This is a genomic window from Staphylococcus equorum (assembly GCF_029024965.1).
Taxonomy (GTDB): domain Bacteria; phylum Bacillota; class Bacilli; order Staphylococcales; family Staphylococcaceae; genus Staphylococcus; species Staphylococcus equorum.
In genome coordinates this window covers 2,449,640-2,471,842 of record NZ_CP118982.1, presented here as the reverse complement: position 1 = coordinate 2,471,842, position 22,203 = coordinate 2,449,640, and the positions used below count along the sequence as shown (strand labels likewise).

The 22,203-nt window shown below is 40.1% G+C and carries 12 protein-coding genes and 6 rRNA genes; all 18 read left to right on the top strand.

What is annotated here, in order from left to right; translation table 11 throughout:
* Positions 1-321: 321 nt before the first annotated feature.
* The 18 genes from PYW44_RS12060 (at position 322) to rnmV (ending at position 22,200) form a co-directional block, all read left to right on the top strand.
* A 16S ribosomal RNA gene (locus PYW44_RS12060) occupies positions 322-1,874 on the top strand.
* Between the two features lie 288 nt (positions 1,875-2,162).
* Positions 2,163-5,086 (top strand): 23S ribosomal RNA (locus PYW44_RS12055).
* Between the two features lie 81 nt (positions 5,087-5,167).
* Positions 5,168-5,282 (top strand): 5S ribosomal RNA (gene rrf / locus PYW44_RS12050).
* 1,232 nt (positions 5,283-6,514) lie between these two features.
* Positions 6,515-8,067 (top strand): 16S ribosomal RNA (locus PYW44_RS12045).
* 288 nt (positions 8,068-8,355) lie between these two features.
* Positions 8,356-11,279: ribosomal RNA gene (locus tag PYW44_RS12040) — 23S ribosomal RNA — on the top strand.
* Between the two features lie 81 nt (positions 11,280-11,360).
* Positions 11,361-11,475, top strand: a 5S ribosomal RNA gene (rrf, locus tag PYW44_RS12035).
* The 16S, 23S and 5S rRNA genes sit together here, the layout of an rRNA operon.
* Before the next feature lie 446 nt (positions 11,476-11,921).
* The gene (locus PYW44_RS12030) at positions 11,922-13,265 is read left to right on the top strand and encodes an Orn/Lys/Arg family decarboxylase (RefSeq protein WP_115076068.1); all 1,344 of its coding nucleotides are present in this window, start codon (positions 11,922-11,924) and stop codon (positions 13,263-13,265) included.
* A gap of 1 nt (position 13,266) precedes the next feature.
* Positions 13,267-13,884: a dTMP kinase gene (gene tmk, locus PYW44_RS12025; protein ID WP_021339911.1), complete on the top strand. Its 618-nt coding sequence runs from the start codon at positions 13,267-13,269 to the stop codon at positions 13,882-13,884.
* A gap of 26 nt (positions 13,885-13,910) precedes the next feature.
* Positions 13,911-14,240, top strand: coding sequence for a cyclic-di-AMP receptor (locus PYW44_RS12020; RefSeq protein ID WP_002508726.1), 330 nt, complete (start codon positions 13,911-13,913; stop codon positions 14,238-14,240).
* Between the two features lie 136 nt (positions 14,241-14,376).
* Complete coding sequence (locus tag PYW44_RS12015; RefSeq protein ID WP_021339910.1) at positions 14,377-15,303, top strand: DNA polymerase III subunit delta' C-terminal domain-containing protein; 927 nt, start codon at positions 14,377-14,379, stop codon at positions 15,301-15,303.
* A 2-nt stretch (positions 15,304-15,305) separates the two neighbouring features.
* On the top strand, positions 15,306-16,109 hold the full coding sequence (locus PYW44_RS12010) for a PSP1 domain-containing protein (protein ID WP_002512536.1): 804 nt from the start codon (positions 15,306-15,308) through the stop codon (positions 16,107-16,109).
* A gap of 15 nt (positions 16,110-16,124) precedes the next feature.
* Complete coding sequence (gene yabA, locus PYW44_RS12005) at positions 16,125-16,466, top strand: DNA replication initiation control protein YabA (RefSeq protein WP_002508729.1); 342 nt, start codon at positions 16,125-16,127, stop codon at positions 16,464-16,466.
* Between the two features lie 120 nt (positions 16,467-16,586).
* Positions 16,587-17,312: a tRNA1(Val) (adenine(37)-N6)-methyltransferase gene (locus PYW44_RS12000; protein ID WP_002512535.1), complete on the top strand. Its 726-nt coding sequence runs from the start codon at positions 16,587-16,589 to the stop codon at positions 17,310-17,312.
* Positions 17,305-17,553 carry a GIY-YIG nuclease family protein gene (locus PYW44_RS11995; protein ID WP_002508731.1) on the top strand — a complete coding sequence of 83 codons (249 nt, stop codon included), beginning with the start codon at positions 17,305-17,307 and terminating at the stop codon, positions 17,551-17,553. Before PYW44_RS12000 ends, PYW44_RS11995 begins: the two co-directional genes overlap by 8 nt.
* A 3-nt stretch (positions 17,554-17,556) precedes the next feature.
* Positions 17,557-18,399, top strand: coding sequence for a 16S rRNA (cytidine(1402)-2'-O)-methyltransferase (rsmI, locus tag PYW44_RS11990; RefSeq protein ID WP_002508732.1), 843 nt, complete (start codon positions 17,557-17,559; stop codon positions 18,397-18,399).
* 329 nt (positions 18,400-18,728) lie between these two features.
* Complete coding sequence (metG, locus tag PYW44_RS11985; RefSeq protein WP_021339908.1) at positions 18,729-20,714, top strand: methionine--tRNA ligase; 1,986 nt, start codon at positions 18,729-18,731, stop codon at positions 20,712-20,714.
* 25 nt (positions 20,715-20,739) lie between these two features.
* Positions 20,740-21,513, top strand: coding sequence for a TatD family hydrolase (locus PYW44_RS11980; RefSeq protein WP_002508734.1), 774 nt, complete (start codon positions 20,740-20,742; stop codon positions 21,511-21,513).
* Between the two features lie 138 nt (positions 21,514-21,651).
* On the top strand, positions 21,652-22,200 hold the full coding sequence (rnmV, locus tag PYW44_RS11975; RefSeq protein WP_002508735.1) for a ribonuclease M5: 549 nt from the start codon (positions 21,652-21,654) through the stop codon (positions 22,198-22,200).
* The last annotated feature ends 3 nt before the right edge of the window (positions 22,201-22,203 follow it).

The window sequence follows — 22,203 nt, the reverse complement described above, 5'->3', positions numbered from 1 at the left end:
GGTTGTTGTGAGCCGGTTAGAGTGTAAATTTTATAGTTGTTAAAAGGTTTTTATGCGTGTATAGTATTACTAGTCGAGCGAAACAACATGACAAACACAAAAAAAGAAATACGAAACACAACGAAAATTAATTTTAAAAAGTTATTGACTTTTCAAGTTATAACCTGTAGAATTAAGTCTTGTGATTAAGAAATGAACATTGAAAACTGAATTGCAATATGTCAACGTTAATTCCGAACACAACATTAAATTGTTGGTTCAAACGTGTTAGAGATAACACACAAATTAGTATTTTATGAGCTAATCAAACATCATAATTCATTTATGGAGAGTTTGATCCTGGCTCAGGATGAACGCTGGCGGCGTGCCTAATACATGCAAGTCGAGCGAACGGATAAGGAGCTTGCTCCTTTGAAGTTAGCGGCGGACGGGTGAGTAACACGTGGGTAACCTACCTATAAGACTGGAATAACTTCGGGAAACCGGAGCTAATGCCGGATAACATTTGGAACCGCATGGTTCTAAAGTAAAAGATGGTTTTGCTATCACTTATAGATGGACCCGCGCCGTATTAGCTAGTTGGTAAGGTAACGGCTTACCAAGGCAACGATACGTAGCCGACCTGAGAGGGTGATCGGCCACACTGGAACTGAGACACGGTCCAGACTCCTACGGGAGGCAGCAGTAGGGAATCTTCCGCAATGGACGAAAGTCTGACGGAGCAACGCCGCGTGAGTGATGAAGGTTTTCGGATCGTAAAACTCTGTTATTAGGGAAGAACAAATGTGTAAGTAACTGTGCACATCTTGACGGTACCTAATCAGAAAGCCACGGCTAACTACGTGCCAGCAGCCGCGGTAATACGTAGGTGGCAAGCGTTATCCGGAATTATTGGGCGTAAAGCGCGCGTAGGCGGTTTCTTAAGTCTGATGTGAAAGCCCACGGCTCAACCGTGGAGGGTCATTGGAAACTGGGAAACTTGAGTACAGAAGAGGAAAGTGGAATTCCATGTGTAGCGGTGAAATGCGCAGAGATATGGAGGAACACCAGTGGCGAAGGCGACTTTCTGGTCTGTAACTGACGCTGATGTGCGAAAGCGTGGGGATCAAACAGGATTAGATACCCTGGTAGTCCACGCCGTAAACGATGAGTGCTAAGTGTTAGGGGGTTTCCGCCCCTTAGTGCTGCAGCTAACGCATTAAGCACTCCGCCTGGGGAGTACGACCGCAAGGTTGAAACTCAAAGGAATTGACGGGGACCCGCACAAGCGGTGGAGCATGTGGTTTAATTCGAAGCAACGCGAAGAACCTTACCAAATCTTGACATCCTTTGAAAACTCTAGAGATAGAGCCTTCCCCTTCGGGGGACAAAGTGACAGGTGGTGCATGGTTGTCGTCAGCTCGTGTCGTGAGATGTTGGGTTAAGTCCCGCAACGAGCGCAACCCTTAAACTTAGTTGCCAGCATTTAGTTGGGCACTCTAGGTTGACTGCCGGTGACAAACCGGAGGAAGGTGGGGATGACGTCAAATCATCATGCCCCTTATGATTTGGGCTACACACGTGCTACAATGGACAATACAAAGGGCAGCTAAACCGCGAGGTCATGCAAATCCCATAAAGTTGTTCTCAGTTCGGATTGTAGTCTGCAACTCGACTACATGAAGCTGGAATCGCTAGTAATCGTAGATCAGCATGCTACGGTGAATACGTTCCCGGGTCTTGTACACACCGCCCGTCACACCACGAGAGTTTGTAACACCCGAAGCCGGTGGAGTAACCATTTATGGAGCTAGCCGTCGAAGGTGGGACAAATGATTGGGGTGAAGTCGTAACAAGGTAGCCGTATCGGAAGGTGCGGCTGGATCACCTCCTTTCTAAGGATATATTCGGAACATCTTCCTTGAGAAGATGAAGAGGAACGACATTGACATATTGCATTCAGTTTTGAATGCTCATTACGAGTATTCATTGCGTTATTTTGTACATTGAAAACTAGATATGTAAGTAAAATTTATGATTTTACCAAGCAAAACCGAGTGAATTAGAGTTTTAAAAAGCTTGAATTCAAAAAAATAGAAATAATCGCTAGTGTTCGAAAGAACACTCACAGATTAATAACATTTTAGGTTTTCAACCGATTTTATCGTGTTGAAGGTCGAAAAGATTAAGTTATTAAGGGCGCACGGTGGATGCCTTGGCACTAGAAGCCTACGAAGGACGTTACTAACGACGATATGCTTTGGGGAGCTGTAAGTAAGCTTTGATCCAGAGATTTCCGAATGGGGAAACCCAGCACGAGTTATGTCGTGTTATCGATATGTGAATACATAGCATATCTGAAGGCAGACGCAGGGAACTGAAACATCTTAGTACCCGCAGGAAGAGAAAGAAAAATCGATTCCCTGAGTAGCGGCGAGCGAAACGGGAAGAGCCCAAACCAACGAGCTTGCTTGTTGGGGTTGTAGGACACTCTATACGGAGTTACAAAAGAACAAATTAGACGAATCATCTGGAAAGATGAATCAAAGAAGGTAATAATCCTGTAGTCGAAAGTTTGTTCACTCTTGAGTGGATCCTGAGTACGACGGAACACGAGAAATTCCGTCGGAATCCGGGAGGACCATCTCCCAAGGCTAAATACTCTCTAGTGACCGATAGTGAACCAGTACCGTGAGGGAAAGGTGAAAAGTACCCCGGAAGGGGAGTGAAATAGAACTTGAAACCGTGTGCTTACAAGTAGTCAGAGCCCGTTAATGGGTGATGGCGTGCCTTTTGTAGAATGAACCGGCGAGTTACGATTTGATGCAAGGTTAAGCAGTTAATGTGGAGCCGTAGCGAAAGCGAGTCTGAATAGGGCGTTGAGTATTTGGTCGTAGACCCGAAACCAGGTGATCTACCCATGACCAGGCTGAAGTTCAGGTAACACTGAATGGAGGGCCGAACCGACTTACGTTGAAAAGTGAGCGGATGAGTTGTGGGTAGCGGAGAAATTCCAATCGAACCTGGAGATAGCTGGTTCTCTCCGAAATAGCTTTAGGGCTAGCCTTAAGTAATGATTATTGGAGGTAGAGCACTGTTTGGACGAGGGGCCCTTATCGGGTTACCGAATTCAGACAAACTCCGAATGCCAATCAATTTTATCTTAGGAGTTAGAACGCGGGTGATAAGGTCCGTGTTCGAAAGGGAAACAGCCCAGACCACCAGCTAAGGTCCCAAAATATATGTTAAGTGGAAAAGGATGTGGCGTTGCCCAGACAACTAGTATGTTGGCTTAGAAGCAGCCATCATTTAAAGAGTGCGTAATAGCTCACTAGTCGAGTGACACTGCGCCGAAAATGTACCGGGGCTAAACATATTACCGAAGCTGTGGATTGTCCGTAAGGACAGTGGTAGGAGAGCGTTCTAAGGGCGTTGAAGCATGATCGCAAGGACATGTGGAGCGCTTAGAAGTGAGAATGCCGGTGTGAGTAGCGAAAGACGGGTGAGAATCCCGTCCACCGATTGACTAAGGTTTCCAGAGGAAGGCTCGTCCGCTCTGGGTTAGTCGGGTCCTAAGCTGAGGCCGATAGGCGTAGGCGATGGATAACAGGTTGATATTCCTGTACCACCAAATTTCGTTTTAAGCGATGGGGGGACGCAGTAGGATAGGCGAAGCGTACTATTGGATTGTACGTCCAAGCAATGAGACTGAGTGTTAGGCAAATCCGGCACTCTTAAGGTCAAGTTGTGATGGGGAGAGGAAATTGTTTCCTCGAGTCGTTGATTTCACACTGCCAAGAAAAGCCTCTAGCTAGAATTTTGGTGCCCGTACCGCAAACCGACACAGGTAGTCAAGATGAGAATTCTAAGGTGAGCGAGCGAACTCTCGTTAAGGAACTCGGCAAAATGACCCCGTAACTTCGGGAGAAGGGGTGCTCTTTAGGGTTAACGCCCAGGAGAGCCGCAGTGAATAGGCCCAAGCGACTGTTTATCAAAAACACAGGTCTCTGCTAAACCGTAAGGTGATGTATAGGGGCTGACGCCTGCCCGGTGCTGGAAGGTTAAGAGGAGTGGTTAGCTTCGGCGAAGCTACGAATCGAAGCCCCAGTAAACGGCGGCCGTAACTATAACGGTCCTAAGGTAGCGAAATTCCTTGTCGGGTAAGTTCCGACCCGCACGAAAGGCGTAACGATTTGGGCACTGTCTCAACGAGAGACTCGGTGAAATCATAGTACCTGTGAAGATGCAGGTTACCCGCGACAGGACGGAAAGACCCCGTGGAGCTTTACTGTAGTCTGATATTGAAATTCGGTACAACTTGTACAGGATAGGTAGGAGCCTTTGAAACGTGAGCGCCAGCTTACGTCGAGGCGTTGGTGGGATACTACCCTTGCTGTGTTGGATTTCTAACCCGCACCATTTATCATGGTGGGAGACAGTGTCAGATGGACAGTTTGACTGGGGCGGTCGCCTCCTAAAGAGTAACGGAGGCGCTCAAAGGTTTCCTCAGAATGGTTGGAAATCATTCATAGAGTGTAAAGGCATAAGGAAGCTTGACTGCGAGACTTACAAGTCGAGCAGGGTCGAAAGACGGACTTAGTGATCCGGTGGTTCCGCATGGAAGGGCCATCGCTCAACGGATAAAAGCTACCCCGGGGATAACAGGCTTATCTCCCCCAAGAGTTCACATCGACGGGGAGGTTTGGCACCTCGATGTCGGCTCATCGCATCCTGGGGCTGTAGTCGGTCCCAAGGGTTGGGCTGTTCGCCCATTAAAGCGGTACGCGAGCTGGGTTCAGAACGTCGTGAGACAGTTCGGTCCCTATCCGTCGTGGGCGCAGGAAATTTGAGAGGAGCTGTCCTTAGTACGAGAGGACCGGGATGGACATACCTCTGGTGTACCAGTTGTCGTGCCAACGGCATCGCTGGGTAGCTATGTATGGACGGGATAAGTGCTGAAAGCATCTAAGCATGAAGCCCCCCTCAAGATGAGATTTCCCAACTTCGGTTATAAGATCCCTCAAAGATGATGAGGTTAATAGGTTCGAGGTGGAAGCATAGCGATATGTGGAGCTGACGAATACTAATCGATCGAAGACTTAATCAAATTTAAAAGTGTTTTGTTTGGCATTATCAAATTTTACTTACTATCTAGTTTTGAATGTATAATTTTTTATACAGTTCATTGTCTGGTGACAATGGCAAGGAGGTCACACCTGTTCCCATGCCGAACACAGTAGTTAAGCTCCTTAGCGCCGATGGTAGTCGGACTTACGTTCCGCAAGAGTAGGACGTTGCCAGGCAATTAGGGACCCGAAAGGGTCTCTTTTTTTATGCGCAAAAGGAGCTTAACTTCCAAAAATAGCTGGTTTAAGCCATGAGCACATAAGCTGAAGCTCATGTGTAAGAGTTACTAACCTCAATAAATTGAAAAGTAGAGTTTTTACAGTCAGCGTCATAAGGTACGAGAAGTCGAGACTGAGAGGTTTCTTTTTTATGCAAAAAATAGTGTGGATCTCGTTCCAAGAGATATGAGAATAATTTAAGGATTACAAGAGCACCAGCTCTTGTATAAGAACTACTAATTTCGCAAGCGAAAAAGTGGTTCTTTATAAATTAAAAAGTGGTAGTTTATAGGAATAAAAGAGTTGAAGATTATATTAAACGTGATTTATTTTTGGTTTAGTTAAATAAAGTGTTCAAAAGTTCTAGTTAATGTTTAGTATTTGCTTAATTTACTACTGCATACAGTAAAAAATTTTCGATTATATTATTCAAAATGGCCTGTTAATATACAACTTTTCAACTGGTATAAGAAGTAGGGTGTCATTCCTTTTTGTATGGAATTTCCTTTTGTGAATTTTTAATGCGCAAATATGAATTTATTTAATAGTTCTGATATTCAGAAAATCAAAGACATAGGTTATTTTTACTTGATCTATAGTTTTTAGAAGAATAATTACACCAATATTTTTGGAATTTTTACGTTTATCATTTGGAAGAAATAGAATATATAAATTATAAATTAGAGAATTAGTTTGAAAAACACAGTGAGCAACGATAAAAGAATAGTGAATAATTTTCCGAATAGAGTGATATATAGCTATTTTAGAAAGGGATTAAGCTTCCTTATATTTTGATTTTCTGCATTGAAAGAACTGTAGTTACTAGAGATTCGTCTATAATATAGCCTTAATGAATTATATTTGTTTAATAAATGTAAGTTTTGTAGCGATAGTGTAAATTTTACTGTTGTTAAAAGGTTTTTATGCGTGTATAGTATTACTAGTCGAGCGAAACAACACGACAAACACAAAAAGAAATACGAAACACAACGAAAATTAATTTTAAAAAGTTATTGACTTTTCAAGTTATAACCTGTAGAATTAAGTCTTGTGATTAAGAAATGAACATTGAAAACTGAATTGCAATATGTCAACGTTAATTCCGAACACAACATTAAATTGTTGGTTCAAACGTGTTAGAGATAACACACAAATTAGTATTTTATGAGCTAATCAAACATCATAATTCATTTATGGAGAGTTTGATCCTGGCTCAGGATGAACGCTGGCGGCGTGCCTAATACATGCAAGTCGAGCGAACGGATAAGGAGCTTGCTCCTTTGAAGTTAGCGGCGGACGGGTGAGTAACACGTGGGTAACCTACCTATAAGACTGGAATAACTTCGGGAAACCGGAGCTAATGCCGGATAACATTTGGAACCGCATGGTTCTAAAGTAAAAGATGGTTTTGCTATCACTTATAGATGGACCCGCGCCGTATTAGCTAGTTGGTAAGGTAACGGCTTACCAAGGCAACGATACGTAGCCGACCTGAGAGGGTGATCGGCCACACTGGAACTGAGACACGGTCCAGACTCCTACGGGAGGCAGCAGTAGGGAATCTTCCGCAATGGACGAAAGTCTGACGGAGCAACGCCGCGTGAGTGATGAAGGTTTTCGGATCGTAAAACTCTGTTATTAGGGAAGAACAAATGTGTAAGTAACTGTGCACATCTTGACGGTACCTAATCAGAAAGCCACGGCTAACTACGTGCCAGCAGCCGCGGTAATACGTAGGTGGCAAGCGTTATCCGGAATTATTGGGCGTAAAGCGCGCGTAGGCGGTTTCTTAAGTCTGATGTGAAAGCCCACGGCTCAACCGTGGAGGGTCATTGGAAACTGGGAAACTTGAGTACAGAAGAGGAAAGTGGAATTCCATGTGTAGCGGTGAAATGCGCAGAGATATGGAGGAACACCAGTGGCGAAGGCGACTTTCTGGTCTGTAACTGACGCTGATGTGCGAAAGCGTGGGGATCAAACAGGATTAGATACCCTGGTAGTCCACGCCGTAAACGATGAGTGCTAAGTGTTAGGGGGTTTCCGCCCCTTAGTGCTGCAGCTAACGCATTAAGCACTCCGCCTGGGGAGTACGACCGCAAGGTTGAAACTCAAAGGAATTGACGGGGACCCGCACAAGCGGTGGAGCATGTGGTTTAATTCGAAGCAACGCGAAGAACCTTACCAAATCTTGACATCCTTTGAAAACTCTAGAGATAGAGCCTTCCCCTTCGGGGGACAAAGTGACAGGTGGTGCATGGTTGTCGTCAGCTCGTGTCGTGAGATGTTGGGTTAAGTCCCGCAACGAGCGCAACCCTTAAACTTAGTTGCCAGCATTTAGTTGGGCACTCTAGGTTGACTGCCGGTGACAAACCGGAGGAAGGTGGGGATGACGTCAAATCATCATGCCCCTTATGATTTGGGCTACACACGTGCTACAATGGACAATACAAAGGGCAGCTAAACCGCGAGGTCATGCAAATCCCATAAAGTTGTTCTCAGTTCGGATTGTAGTCTGCAACTCGACTACATGAAGCTGGAATCGCTAGTAATCGTAGATCAGCATGCTACGGTGAATACGTTCCCGGGTCTTGTACACACCGCCCGTCACACCACGAGAGTTTGTAACACCCGAAGCCGGTGGAGTAACCATTTATGGAGCTAGCCGTCGAAGGTGGGACAAATGATTGGGGTGAAGTCGTAACAAGGTAGCCGTATCGGAAGGTGCGGCTGGATCACCTCCTTTCTAAGGATATATTCGGAACATCTTCCTTGAGAAGATGAAGAGGAACGACATTGACATATTGCATTCAGTTTTGAATGCTCATTACGAGTATTCATTGCGTTATTTTGTACATTGAAAACTAGATATGTAAGTAAAATTTATGATTTTACCAAGCAAAACCGAGTGAATTAGAGTTTTAAAAAGCTTGAATTCAAAAAAATAGAAATAATCGCTAGTGTTCGAAAGAACACTCACAGATTAATAACATTTTAGGTTTTCAACCGATTTTATCGTGTTGAAGGTCGAAAAGATTAAGTTATTAAGGGCGCACGGTGGATGCCTTGGCACTAGAAGCCTACGAAGGACGTTACTAACGACGATATGCTTTGGGGAGCTGTAAGTAAGCTTTGATCCAGAGATTTCCGAATGGGGAAACCCAACACGAGTTATGTCGTGTTATCGATATGTGAATACATAGCATATCTGAAGGCAGACGCGGGGAACTGAAACATCTTAGTACCCGCAGGAAGAGAAAGAAAAATCGATTCCCTGAGTAGCGGCGAGCGAAACGGGAAGAGCCCAAACCAACGAGCTTGCTTGTTGGGGTTGTAGGACACTCTATACGGAGTTACAAAAGAACAAATTAGACGAATCATCTGGAAAGATGAATCAAAGAAGGTAATAATCCTGTAGTCGAAAGTTTGTTCACTCTTGAGTGGATCCTGAGTACGACGGAACACGAGAAATTCCGTCGGAATCCGGGAGGACCATCTCCCAAGGCTAAATACTCTCTAGTGACCGATAGTGAACCAGTACCGTGAGGGAAAGGTGAAAAGTACCCCGGAAGGGGAGTGAAATAGAACTTGAAACCGTGTGCTTACAAGTAGTCAGAGCCCGTTAATGGGTGATGGCGTGCCTTTTGTAGAATGAACCGGCGAGTTACGATTTGATGCAAGGTTAAGCAGTTAATGTGGAGCCGTAGCGAAAGCGAGTCTGAATAGGGCGTTGAGTATTTGGTCGTAGACCCGAAACCAGGTGATCTACCCATGACCAGGCTGAAGTTCAGGTAACACTGAATGGAGGGCCGAACCGACTTACGTTGAAAAGTGAGCGGATGAGTTGTGGGTAGCGGAGAAATTCCAATCGAACCTGGAGATAGCTGGTTCTCTCCGAAATAGCTTTAGGGCTAGCCTTAAGTAATGATTATTGGAGGTAGAGCACTGTTTGGACGAGGGGCCCTTATCGGGTTACCGAATTCAGACAAACTCCGAATGCCAATCAATTTTATCTTAGGAGTTAGAACGCGGGTGATAAGGTCCGTGTTCGAAAGGGAAACAGCCCAGACCACCAGCTAAGGTCCCAAAATATATGTTAAGTGGAAAAGGATGTGGCGTTGCCCAGACAACTAGTATGTTGGCTTAGAAGCAGCCATCATTTAAAGAGTGCGTAATAGCTCACTAGTCGAGTGACACTGCGCCGAAAATGTACCGGGGCTAAACATATTACCGAAGCTGTGGATTGTCCGTAAGGACAGTGGTAGGAGAGCGTTCTAAGGGCGTTGAAGCATGATCGCAAGGACATGTGGAGCGCTTAGAAGTGAGAATGCCGGTGTGAGTAGCGAAAGACGGGTGAGAATCCCGTCCACCGATTGACTAAGGTTTCCAGAGGAAGGCTCGTCCGCTCTGGGTTAGTCGGGTCCTAAGCTGAGGCCGATAGGCGTAGGCGATGGATAACAGGTTGATATTCCTGTACCACCAAATTTCGTTTTAAGCGATGGGGGGACGCAGTAGGATAGGCGAAGCGTACTATTGGATTGTACGTCCAAGCAATGAGACTGAGTGTTAGGCAAATCCGGCACTCTTAAGGTCAAGTTGTGATGGGGAGAGGAAATTGTTTCCTCGAGTCGTTGATTTCACACTGCCAAGAAAAGCCTCTAGCTAGAATTTTGGTGCCCGTACCGCAAACCGACACAGGTAGTCAAGATGAGAATTCTAAGGTGAGCGAGCGAACTCTCGTTAAGGAACTCGGCAAAATGACCCCGTAACTTCGGGAGAAGGGGTGCTCTTTAGGGTTAACGCCCAGGAGAGCCGCAGTGAATAGGCCCAAGCGACTGTTTATCAAAAACACAGGTCTCTGCTAAACCGTAAGGTGATGTATAGGGGCTGACGCCTGCCCGGTGCTGGAAGGTTAAGAGGAGTGGTTAGCTTCGGCGAAGCTACGAATCGAAGCCCCAGTAAACGGCGGCCGTAACTATAACGGTCCTAAGGTAGCGAAATTCCTTGTCGGGTAAGTTCCGACCCGCACGAAAGGCGTAACGATTTGGGCACTGTCTCAACGAGAGACTCGGTGAAATCATAGTACCTGTGAAGATGCAGGTTACCCGCGACAGGACGGAAAGACCCCGTGGAGCTTTACTGTAGTCTGATATTGAAATTCGGTACAACTTGTACAGGATAGGTAGGAGCCTTTGAAACGTGAGCGCCAGCTTACGTCGAGGCGTTGGTGGGATACTACCCTTGCTGTGTTGGATTTCTAACCCGCACCATTTATCATGGTGGGAGACAGTGTCAGATGGACAGTTTGACTGGGGCGGTCGCCTCCTAAAGAGTAACGGAGGCGCTCAAAGGTTTCCTCAGAATGGTTGGAAATCATTCATAGAGTGTAAAGGCATAAGGAAGCTTGACTGCGAGACTTACAAGTCGAGCAGGGTCGAAAGACGGACTTAGTGATCCGGTGGTTCCGCATGGAAGGGCCATCGCTCAACGGATAAAAGCTACCCCGGGGATAACAGGCTTATCTCCCCCAAGAGTTCACATCGACGGGGAGGTTTGGCACCTCGATGTCGGCTCATCGCATCCTGGGGCTGTAGTCGGTCCCAAGGGTTGGGCTGTTCGCCCATTAAAGCGGTACGCGAGCTGGGTTCAGAACGTCGTGAGACAGTTCGGTCCCTATCCGTCGTGGGCGCAGGAAATTTGAGAGGAGCTGTCCTTAGTACGAGAGGACCGGGATGGACATACCTCTGGTGTACCAGTTGTCGTGCCAACGGCATCGCTGGGTAGCTATGTATGGACGGGATAAGTGCTGAAAGCATCTAAGCATGAAGCCCCCCTCAAGATGAGATTTCCCAACTTCGGTTATAAGATCCCTCAAAGATGATGAGGTTAATAGGTTCGAGGTGGAAGCATAGCGATATGTGGAGCTGACGAATACTAATCGATCGAAGACTTAATCAAATTTAAAAGTGTTTTGTTTGGCATTATCAAATTTTACTTACTATCTAGTTTTGAATGTATAATTTTTTATACAGTTCATTGTCTGGTGACAATGGCAAGGAGGTCACACCTGTTCCCATGCCGAACACAGTAGTTAAGCTCCTTAGCGCCGATGGTAGTCGGACTTACGTTCCGCAAGAGTAGGACGTTGCCAGGCAGCATTTAGGATGCGATGAGCCGAGACCGAGAGGTCTCTTTTTTTGTGCGCAAAAGGAGCTTAACTTCCAAAAATAGCTGGTTTAAGCCATGAGCACATAAGCTGAAGCTCATGTGTAAGAACTACTAATCCCAATGATTTTGAGAAGTAGTTCTTTAGAAGCTGACGAACTGAGCGAAAGACGAGACGAGCTTACAAGCGGTAAGTGAGTAAGGGAAATATTAGAATAAGGAGCACTTTACAGGCAATTAGGGACCTAGAAAGGTCTCTTTTTTTATGCGTGAGAAAATTAGTGAAGCCTGTTTAAAGACAAAGTCTTTTATATGCAGTACATTTGGAAATAGAGGCAGGCATGGACAAATACATCTCCTACTGCCTATATGTTAAAATATAATGAACTATGAGATATGAGAGTTGAAATTACTGCTTGAAAAGCGAGGATGCATATGACATTACCATTAACTAATAAACTTAAAAATATACTAAATAGAAATTCGATTTCGATGCATGTACCTGGACATAAAAATATGACAATTGGTTATTTAGAGCAACTAAATTTTAAAATGGATATGACTGAGATTACAGAATTAGATGATTTGCATCATCCTGAAGAAGTGATAGCAGAAAGTATGGAAGGTATAGAGAAACATCCTGATTATGATGCGTATTATTTAGTCAATGGGACTACATCTGGTATTTTATCAGTAGTCCAAGGGTTTTCAGGGCAACATGGACATTATTCTATAGTTCGAAATGCACATAAATCTGTATTTCATGCTTTGGATTTAACATCAGAACAGTGTCAACTATTGGAAATGACAATGAGCAAAAAAACGAACCAATATTTAGGGCCGAATTTGGATACATTGCTTTCTCAAATAGAACAAACTAAATTAGCAATTCTTACATATCCTAATTATTATGGTGAGTGCTTTGATGTATCTATTGCTATCAAAGATCTAAAAGAGCACAATATACCTGTATTAATAGATGAAGCACATGGTGCCCATTTTGATTTGGAAGGTTTTCCCAATTCTACTTTAAATATGGGGGCGGATTATGTGGTGCAATCGTATCATAAGTCATTACCATCACTAACAATGAGTTCTATTATATTTATTCATAAGAATGCACCGAGAAGAGAAAAGGTTATTAAATATTTGTCCTATTTTCAATCTTCAAGCCCGTCCTATTTATTGATGATGAGTTTGGAATTAGCACATCAATTTTATAAAGATTATAATAGTAAACTCTTTTTTAAAAAAAGAGACCAATTAATTCAAGCGTTAAAAGAAATTGGCGCTGAAGTCGTTAAGGTTGAAGATCCTCTGAAATTGAATATACGTTGTAATGGTTATACTGGTTTTGAATTACAAAAGTATTTTGAAACTAAAGATATTTACGTTGAACTTGCTGATGAACATCAGGTATTATTCGTTTTGCCTTTATGGCATAAGGGGGATACCTATCCATTTGATTTATTAATTGAAAGAATACGACAGATTGAGTTGGAAGAGAGACACACACAAACACCTGATCAGTCAGCGTTTAGGACTGAAGAAGGTACATACCAAGCGGGTGATATAGTTGATACAAAAAGTATCGATATTAGTCATGCTGGATCTAAAGTTTTAGCAACAAATATCGTTCCATATCCTCCTGGCATTCCTGTTATGTTTAAAGGAGAAAAAATTACAGAAAATATGATAGAATTAATGAATTATTGGTATGATAATAATATAAGAGTAGAAGGAATTAAAAATTATAAAATAGAAATTAAGGATGAATAAAATGTCAGCTTTTATAACTTTTGAGGGCCCAGAAGGTTCAGGTAAAACTACAGTCATTCAACAAGTGGCAGAAAGGTTAGAAACAGAGTATGATGTTGTACTCACTAGAGAACCTGGTGGTGTTAAAACTGGAGAGCAAATACGTGAAGTATTACTTGAAGGCGACGATATGGATGAGCGCACAGAAGCCTTATTATTTGCGGCCTCAAGACGTGAACATCTTGTTGGTAAAGTTATACCATCATTAGATGAGGGAAAGATAGTATTATGTGATCGTTATATAGATAGTTCATTAGCTTATCAAGGTTATGCACGGGGTATAGGAATAGAAGAAGTGAAATCTATTAATGAATTTGCTATTAATGGTTTATATCCAGATAGAACCATTTACCTTGATGTGAGCGTAGAGGTAGGTCGTGACCGTATACAAAAAAATCAGCGAAATCAGAATCGTTTAGATCAAGAAGATGTAATATTTCATGAAAAAGTAGTTGAAGGTTATAAGAAAATTATTCATAATGAGTCTAAACGTTTTATTGTGATTGATGCAAATCGAAGTATAGAAGAAGTAGTAAATGCGACGTATGAATCTATCAACAAATACTTAGAAAAATTGTGATATAATATTTGGAAGAGGTGTTTAGTATGAAAATGATTATAGCAATTGTACAAGATCAGGATAGTCAAGAACTGTCGGACAAACTTGTTAAACATAATTTTAGAGCAACAAAACTTGCAACCACTGGTGGATTTTTAAGAGCTGGGAATACTACGTTCTTATCTGGTGTTGAAGATGATCGCGTGGATGAGATGTTGAAAGTTATCAATGATACTTGTGGTAACAGAGAGCAGCTTGTATCACCTATTACACCGATGGGTGGTAGTGCAGATTCTTATATACCGTATCCGGTTGAAGTAGAAGTTGGAGGAGCAACGGTATTTGTAATGCCTGTTGAAACTTTCCATCAATTCTAAAATCATGGTTGCTTAATATAGTAGCCTCTCAAATTACATTTTAGCTAAAAAGATGTGCCTATGGTAATCTTTTGGAATGTTTTTTGTAGAGTAACTATATATAAGCAGCCTTTTTATATAAAGGAGTAACTTTATAATGGACGAACGAGAAAGACTGACGAAAGCCTATCAATCAAATAAATTGTCACATGCTTATTTATTTGAGGGTGATGATGGTCAGACAATGCAACAAGTCGCTATTGATTTTACGAAGCTGATTTTATGTGATCAAGACAATCAATGTCAGTTAAAGGTAGAAACATTTAATCATCCTGATTTTATGTATATATCCTCTGAAGAGAATACAATAAAGAAAGATCAAATAGAACAGTTATTACATCATATGAATCAATTACCAATAGAAGGTGACTATAAAGTATATATTATTGAATCCTTTGAAAAGTTAACCATTCAAGGTGAAAATAGCATTTTGAAATTTTTAGAGGAACCTCCTGAAAATACTATCGCCATCTTATTAACTACGAAGCCTGAACAAATTTTAGACACAATCCATTCGAGATGTCAGCATGTTTATTTTAAACCTATTAATAAAGCTAATTTTATAAATAGATTAGTAGAACGTGATATTTCTCGTCCAGTAGCTGAATTATTAAGTACATATACTACGCAAATTGAAACGGCAGTTACGCTAAACGAAGAAGCAGATTTAATGGCGCTACGTAAAAGTGTCATTAAATGGTGCCAATTACTTTTAACAAATCGACCTATGGCATTGATTGCTATTGTCGATTTATTGAAACAGGCTAAAAATAGAAGGCTACAAATGGTCACATTAGCTGCAGTTAATGGTTTCTTTCAAGATGTTATGCATGCTAAAGTAGGGATGACTGATGATATGATATATCAAGATTTACAAGTCGATGTACAAGAATATACGGAAAAACTAACATATAATCAAATTATTTTGATGTATGATCAAATAACAGAAGCACATAAAAAGTTGAATCAAAATGTGAATCCAACTTTAGTGTTTGAGCAAATCGTAATAAAAGGGGTGAATTAGTTATGCAAAATGTAGTAGGTATTGATTTTCAAAAATCAGGGAAAATGGAATATTATTCGCCTCAACACTTTAATTTAACTGTAGGAGACTGGGTAGTTGTAGAGTCTAAAAGAGGGTTAGAGATGGGTCGTGTAAAATACGAACCTTTAAATGTTGCGGATCAAGATGTAACACTACCATTAAAAGAAATTGTACGTATTTCAACTGAAGAAGATTTAATCAGATATGAACAAAATGAGCAAGCTGCAAAAGAAGCTTTGCAATTGTGTAAAGATACAATACAGCAACAACAATTAGAAATGCGTTTGGTTAACTGTGAATTCACATTAGATAAATCAAAAGTAATATTTAATTTTACTTCAGATGAACGAGTTGATTTTAGAAAACTCGTAAAAGTCTTGGCACAGAAGTTAAAAACACGTATTGAATTAAGACAGATAGGTGTTAGAGACGAAGCAAAATTATTGGGTGGCATTGGGCCATGTGGACGTTCTTTATGTTGTTCAACATTTTTAGGTGATTTTGAACCAGTATCTATAAAAATGGCTAAGGATCAAAACTTATCTTTAAATCCAACTAAAATTTCGGGAGCCTGTGGACGTTTGATGTGTTGTCTCAAGTATGAAAATGATTATTATGAAGAGGCACGTGCACAATTACCTGATGTTGGTGATCCGATTGAAACACCAGAAGGTAACGGTAAAGTGATAGGGTTAAATATTTTAGACATTTCCATGCAAATTAAAGTGGAAGGCCTAGAGCAACCACTTGAATATAAGATGGAAGAATTAGAAACGTTTAATTAGGAGGCCGTTACAACATTGAATCGAAGCGAGATATTTGAAAAGTTAGCACATTTAGAAGAAAATATTAATCAAATCAACGGTGATATGGTTAATTTGAAAAATCTTACTGTCGAACTCATAGAAGAAAATGTAGCCTTACAAATAGAGAATGAAAATCTGAAAACTTTAATAGATAAAGAAGAAAAACCTAAAAAAATAGAAAGCGGTCATAAAGCACAATATAAGCGACCACTTCGCAGTAAAGATAATTTAGCAATGCTTTATAAAGAGGGTTTTCATATTTGTAATGGTGAGTTATTCGGAAAACATAGAAAAGGTGACGACTGTTTATTTTGTTTAGAAGTGCTGAGTGAATAATTAAAGAACGAAATTGCCTATAAAACAATATGGATGAAATGTGATTGAGGATGAGATGTAGCGATAGGCTTGGTTATTAAGCATCGCAGTCTCGTCTTTTTTTTGGAGGATATAATGAATATGCATATGGAAAATGAAAGGTTAGATTTTTTAATTAAAGAAAAACTAGAAATTATTCAAAATGATGATGTGTTTTCTTTTTCAACAGATGCTTTACTACTTGCACATTTCACAAAAGTAAAAAAACAAGATACGATTATGGATTTGTGTTCGGGTAATGGTGTGATACCTTTATTACTTTCTGATAAAGGACAGCAAGCTATAGATGGAATCGAAATACAGCAACAACTTGTAGATATGGCACAACGTAGTATCGTACATAACCATTTAGAAAATAGAATACAGATGCATCATATGGATTTGAAAGAGGCGCACAAACAGTTTAGTCCTGCAAAATATAGCCTTATTACTTGTAATCCGCCTTATTTTAAAGCGAATCAAGCGTTCCAACATCAGAAGGAAGCACATAAGATCGCACGACATGAGATCATGTGTACACTAGAGGATTGTTGTTTTGCAGCCAGACATTTACTGAAACAAGGCGGACGTTTTGTGATGGTACATCGAGCAGAACGTCTTATGGATGTCTTAACCTATATGAGAGCATACCAGATTGAACCCAAGAAACTTCATTTCATCTATAGTAAGCAGGGTAAAGTGGCGCAAACAATTGTTGTTGAAGGTAGAAAAGGCGGTAATCAAGGGTTAGACATTCAAACACCATTTTACATATATAATAATGATGGAACGTATACTAAAGAAATGAGAGAAATATATTATGGATAAACATTATATATACATTGTTAAGTGTAAAGATGGAAGTTTATATACTGGTTATGCAAAAGACATAGAAAAAAGGGTAGAAAAGCATAATAAAGGACAAGGCGCCAAATATACTAAAATAAGACGTCCGGTAGAGTTAGTTTATCAAGAAATGTTTGATACGAAGTCAGAAGCTTTAAAACGAGAATACGAAATAAAAACCTATTCTAGGCAACAAAAATTAGTATTAATAAGCGAGGGATAACTCATGGCGACATTATATTTAGTAGGAACACCTATAGGAAATTTAGCAGATATTACATATAGAGCTGTAGACATTTTAAGATCGGTGGATTTGATTGCTTGTGAAGATACAAGAGTGACTAAAAAGTTATGTGCACATTATGATATACAAGCACCCCTGAAGTCCTATCATGATCACAATAAGGAACAACAAACGGATTACCTAATAGAACAACTGCAGCAGGATGTTAGCATCGCACTTGTATCAGATGCAGGATTGCCATTGATTAGCGATCCCGGTTACGAGCTTGTCGTGGCAGCGAGGGCAAGTGAAATCAGAGTTGAAACGGTGCCAGGCCCTAATGCTGGATTGACGGCACTGATGGCGAGTGGGTTACCATCATTTACTTATACATTTTTAGGGTTTTTGCCACGAAAAGAAAAGCAAAAATTAGATATTTTAGAGCAACGGATGTTTGAAGATAGTACACTGATTATTTATGAGTCCCCACATCGTGTGAAGGAGACGTTGAAAACAATTCAAAAAGTAGATGAAACGCGAAAAGTTTCACTAGGTAGAGAATTAACTAAAAAGTTTGAGCAAATTGTCACAGGAGAAGTTGGAGAATTACTAAACCAACTTAATGAAAATCGTATTCCAACTAAGGGTGAATTTGTCATAGTCATCGAAGGTGCAATAGCTGAAGAAGATACGTCGTGGTTTGAAGATATGTCGATACAAGCACATGTGGATTATTATATAAACGAAAATATGAAACCTAAAGCTGCAATTAAACAAGTTGCTGAAATGCGTCATATGAAGACTGGCGAAGTTTATGATATTTATCATGAGGTTTCCAATAATTAATCCAGGTTGGATTGATAATTCTTAAGATAAAGCTTCTAAGGTAAAGTGAAGAACTTTCATAGGATGAAATCACGTTTAATCAAGAAAAATGAGTTGAAAAACTCCCATAACACGCGTGATTTATGGTAATGTAGACAAGATAGAGATTATTAATCATATTAAAATTTCAGAAGAATTAAGTCATGAAAAGTTCGATATGAATAGTAATCTAATCATATCATTATAAAAGTGGCTAAATTAGAAAATGAAATATAAAACATACATCTGTTTCATTGAGGGAAAAATGAATTTAGATATATTTAAAGCGTAGGAAACGAGGAGGAACATTGATGGCGAAAGAAACATTTTATATCACTACACCAATATATTATCCAAGTGGGAATTTACATATCGGTCACGCATATACAACAACAGCTGGTGATGTAATCGCACGTTATAAAAGAATGCAAGGCTATGATGTTCGATATTTAACAGGTACGGATGAACATGGTCAAAAAATACAGGAAAAAGCACAAAAAGCTGGGAAATCTGAATTAGAATATTTGGATGAAATGATTGCTGGAATTAAAGATTTATGGAATAAATTAGAAGTCTCAAACGATGATTTTATTCGTACAACAGAAGCGCGACATAAAGAAGTGGTGCAACAAATATTTGAACGTTTATTAAAGCAAGAGGATATTTATCTTGGCGAATATGAAGGTTGGTATTCTGTACCAGATGAAACTTATTATACTGAGACGCAATTAGTGGATCCGGTATTTGAAAATGGTGAAATCGTTGGCGGTAAAAGTCCAGACTCTGGTCACGAAGTAGAATTAGTTAAAGAGGAAAGTTATTTCTTCAATTTATCTAAATATACAGACCGTTTATTAGAATTTTACGATGAAAACCCTGATTTTATTCAACCACCTTCACGTAAAAATGAAATGATTAACAATTTCATCAAACCAGGATTAGAAGATTTAGCAGTTTCACGTACGTCATTCGATTGGGGTATTCATGTGAAATCAAATCCTAAACACGTCGTTTACGTGTGGATTGATGCGCTTGTGAACTATATTTCTTCACTAGGTTACTTATCAGATGATGATAGCTTATTCAAAAAATATTGGCCAGCAGATATTCATATCATGGCGAAGGAAATTGTGCGTTTCCACTCAATTATCTGGCCAATCTTGTTGATGGCATTAGATGTTCCACTTCCTAAGAAAGTCTTTGCGCATGGCTGGATACTTATGAAAGATGGCAAAATGAGTAAATCTAAAGGTAACGTGGTCGATCCTAATGTACTTATAGATCGTTATGGTCTAGATGCTACGCGTTATTATTTAATGCGCGAATTACCATTTGGTTCAGATGGTGTCTTCACGCCTGAAGGTTTTGTTGAACGTACAAATTATGATTTAGCAAATGACTTAGGTAATTTAGTGAATCGTACAATTTCTATGGTCAATAAATATTTTGATGGCGAATTACCAGCATATCAAGGTCCAAAACACGAGTTGGATGAAGATATGGAACAAATGGCGATAGACACAGTGAATACATTCCATGAAAATATGGACGATTTACAATTCTCAGTAGCACTTTCAACGGTTTGGAAGTTAATCAGCCGTACTAATAAATATATTGACGAAACATCGCCGTGGGTATTAGCTAAAGATGAAAATCAAAAAGACATGCTAAGTAATGTAATGGCGCATTTAGTAGAAAACATTCGCATTGTAGCAGTGTTATTAAGACCATTCCTTACGCACGCACCAAAACAAATTTTTGAACAGTTGAATATTAATTCACCTGAATTATATGAATTTGATAGCGTGAAACAATATGGTGCCTTAACTGCGCCAATCGTTGTTAGTGATAAACCACAACCAATCTTCCCGCGTTTAGATAGTGATGCAGAAATCGATTATATTAAACAATCTATGCAGCCAGAAAAAGCGGCAGAAGTTTCAGAAGAAACTGAAGAAGAAGTACCTAGTAAGTCGCCAATCGATATCAAAGATTTTGATAAAGTAGAAATTAAAGCTGCTACGATTACAGATGCTGAGCAAGTTAAAAAATCTGATAAATTATTGAAAATCCAAGTTGATTTAGATAGTGAACACCGTCAAATCGTCTCTGGTATTGCAAAATACTATCAACCAGAAGATATTATAGGTAAAAAAGTTGCAGTTGTAACAAATTTAAAACCTGCTAAATTGATGGGTAGAAAATCAGAAGGTATGATTTTATCTGCTGAAAAAGATGGTGTACTGACACTTGTAAGTTTACCAAGCGCAATTCCAAATGGTGCAATAATTAAGTAATCACAAATTAAGGGAGCGGTATAACATGCTTATTGATACACATGTTCATTTAAATGCAGAACAATATGATGAAGATTTAGAAGCGGTCATTGAACGTGCAAGAGACAACGGTGTAGATCGAATGTTTGTTGTTGGATTTGATACACCAACAGTCGAACGTACGATGGAACTGATTGACCAATACGAATTTATCTATGGCATTATTGGATGGCACCCTGTAGATGCGGTTGATTGCACAGAAGAACGGTTAGAATGGATAGAAAAGCTTGCAGAACACCCTAAAGTGATTGGCATAGGTGAGACGGGATTAGATTATCATTGGGACAAGTCGCCGAAAGATGTACAACAAGCATTATTTAGAAAACAAATCGCATTGGCTAAACGCGTCAATTTACCAATTATTATTCACAATAGGGAAGCAACGCAAGATTGTATAGATATTCTTAAAGAGGAACATGCGGAAGAAATTGGTGGTATCATGCACAGTTTCAGCGCTTCTCCTGAAATTGCGGATGATGTAATTAATAAATTGAATTTCTATGTATCTTTAGGTGGTCCAGTCACTTTTAAAAATGCGAAACAACCTAAAGAAGTAGCAAAGCATGTTCCATTTGATCGATTATTAGTTGAAACGGATGCACCATTCTTATCACCACATCCTTATAGAGGCAAAAGAAATGAACCTGTTCGTGTGACATTGGTTGCAGAACAAATTGCTGAATTACGCGGTGTGAGCTATGAGGAAGTATGCAAGCAAACAACTGAAAATGCAGAACAATTGTTTAAATTAAAAGGATAGACACATTACAAAAAAGGTATCGGTCTGAAATAGGGCTTAGTTCATAGAGTAAATGCTAAGTAGTAACCATTATTTGCGACGATACCTTTTTTATTTTTATCTAAAATCGAATTAAAGAGATGAAAGGTGTAACAATAAATGAAGATTAACGAATTTATTGTAGTAGAAGGTAGAGACGATACGGAACGCGTTAAAAGAGCGGTAGAATGTGATACGATTGAAACAAATGGGAGTGCGATTAACGAGCAAACGCTAAGTGTTATAGCACAAGCATTTGAAACAAGAGGTGTCATTGTATTAACAGATCCTGATTTCCCGGGTGATAAAATACGTAATACAATTCAAAAACATGTACCAGGCGTTAAACACGCATATATCGATAGAGAAAAAGCCAAAAGTAAACGAGGCAAGATTGGTGTAGAACATGCACAACTTGAAGATATTAAAGATGCCTTAATAAATGTGAGTACACCATTCGAAGAAGGACACGAAACAATAAGTAAATCAGTGTTAATTGATTTAGGATTAATAATTGGGAAAGATGCACGCAAAAAAAGAGAAATAATTGGACGTAAGCTACATATAGGACATTCTAACGGCAAACAATTAATAAATAAGCTCAATGCGTTTGGCTATACTGAAGAAGATGTTAGGAATGCATTAAGTGATAATGAAGGAAGTGAATGATAA

Bases quoted from the DNA above. Each gene is read 5' to 3' on its own strand.
- PYW44_RS12030 (WP_115076068.1), top strand. From the start codon at position 11,922: ATGACATTACCATTAACTAATAAACTTAAAAATATACTAAATAGAAAT.
- tmk (WP_021339911.1), top strand. From the start codon at position 13,267: ATGTCAGCTTTTATAACTTTTGAGGGCCCAGAAGGTTCAGGTAAAACT.
- PYW44_RS12020 (WP_002508726.1), top strand. From the start codon at position 13,911: ATGAAAATGATTATAGCAATTGTACAAGATCAGGATAGTCAAGAACTG.
- PYW44_RS12015 (WP_021339910.1), top strand. From the start codon at position 14,377: ATGGACGAACGAGAAAGACTGACGAAAGCCTATCAATCAAATAAATTG.
- PYW44_RS12010 (WP_002512536.1), top strand. From the start codon at position 15,306: ATGCAAAATGTAGTAGGTATTGATTTTCAAAAATCAGGGAAAATGGAA.
- PYW44_RS12000 (WP_002512535.1), top strand. From the start codon at position 16,587: ATGCATATGGAAAATGAAAGGTTAGATTTTTTAATTAAAGAAAAACTA.
- PYW44_RS11995 (WP_002508731.1), top strand. From the start codon at position 17,305: ATGGATAAACATTATATATACATTGTTAAGTGTAAAGATGGAAGTTTA.
- rsmI (WP_002508732.1), top strand. From the start codon at position 17,557: ATGGCGACATTATATTTAGTAGGAACACCTATAGGAAATTTAGCAGAT.
- metG (WP_021339908.1), top strand. From the start codon at position 18,729: ATGGCGAAAGAAACATTTTATATCACTACACCAATATATTATCCAAGT.
- PYW44_RS11980 (WP_002508734.1), top strand. From the start codon at position 20,740: ATGCTTATTGATACACATGTTCATTTAAATGCAGAACAATATGATGAA.
- rnmV (WP_002508735.1), top strand. From the start codon at position 21,652: ATGAAGATTAACGAATTTATTGTAGTAGAAGGTAGAGACGATACGGAA.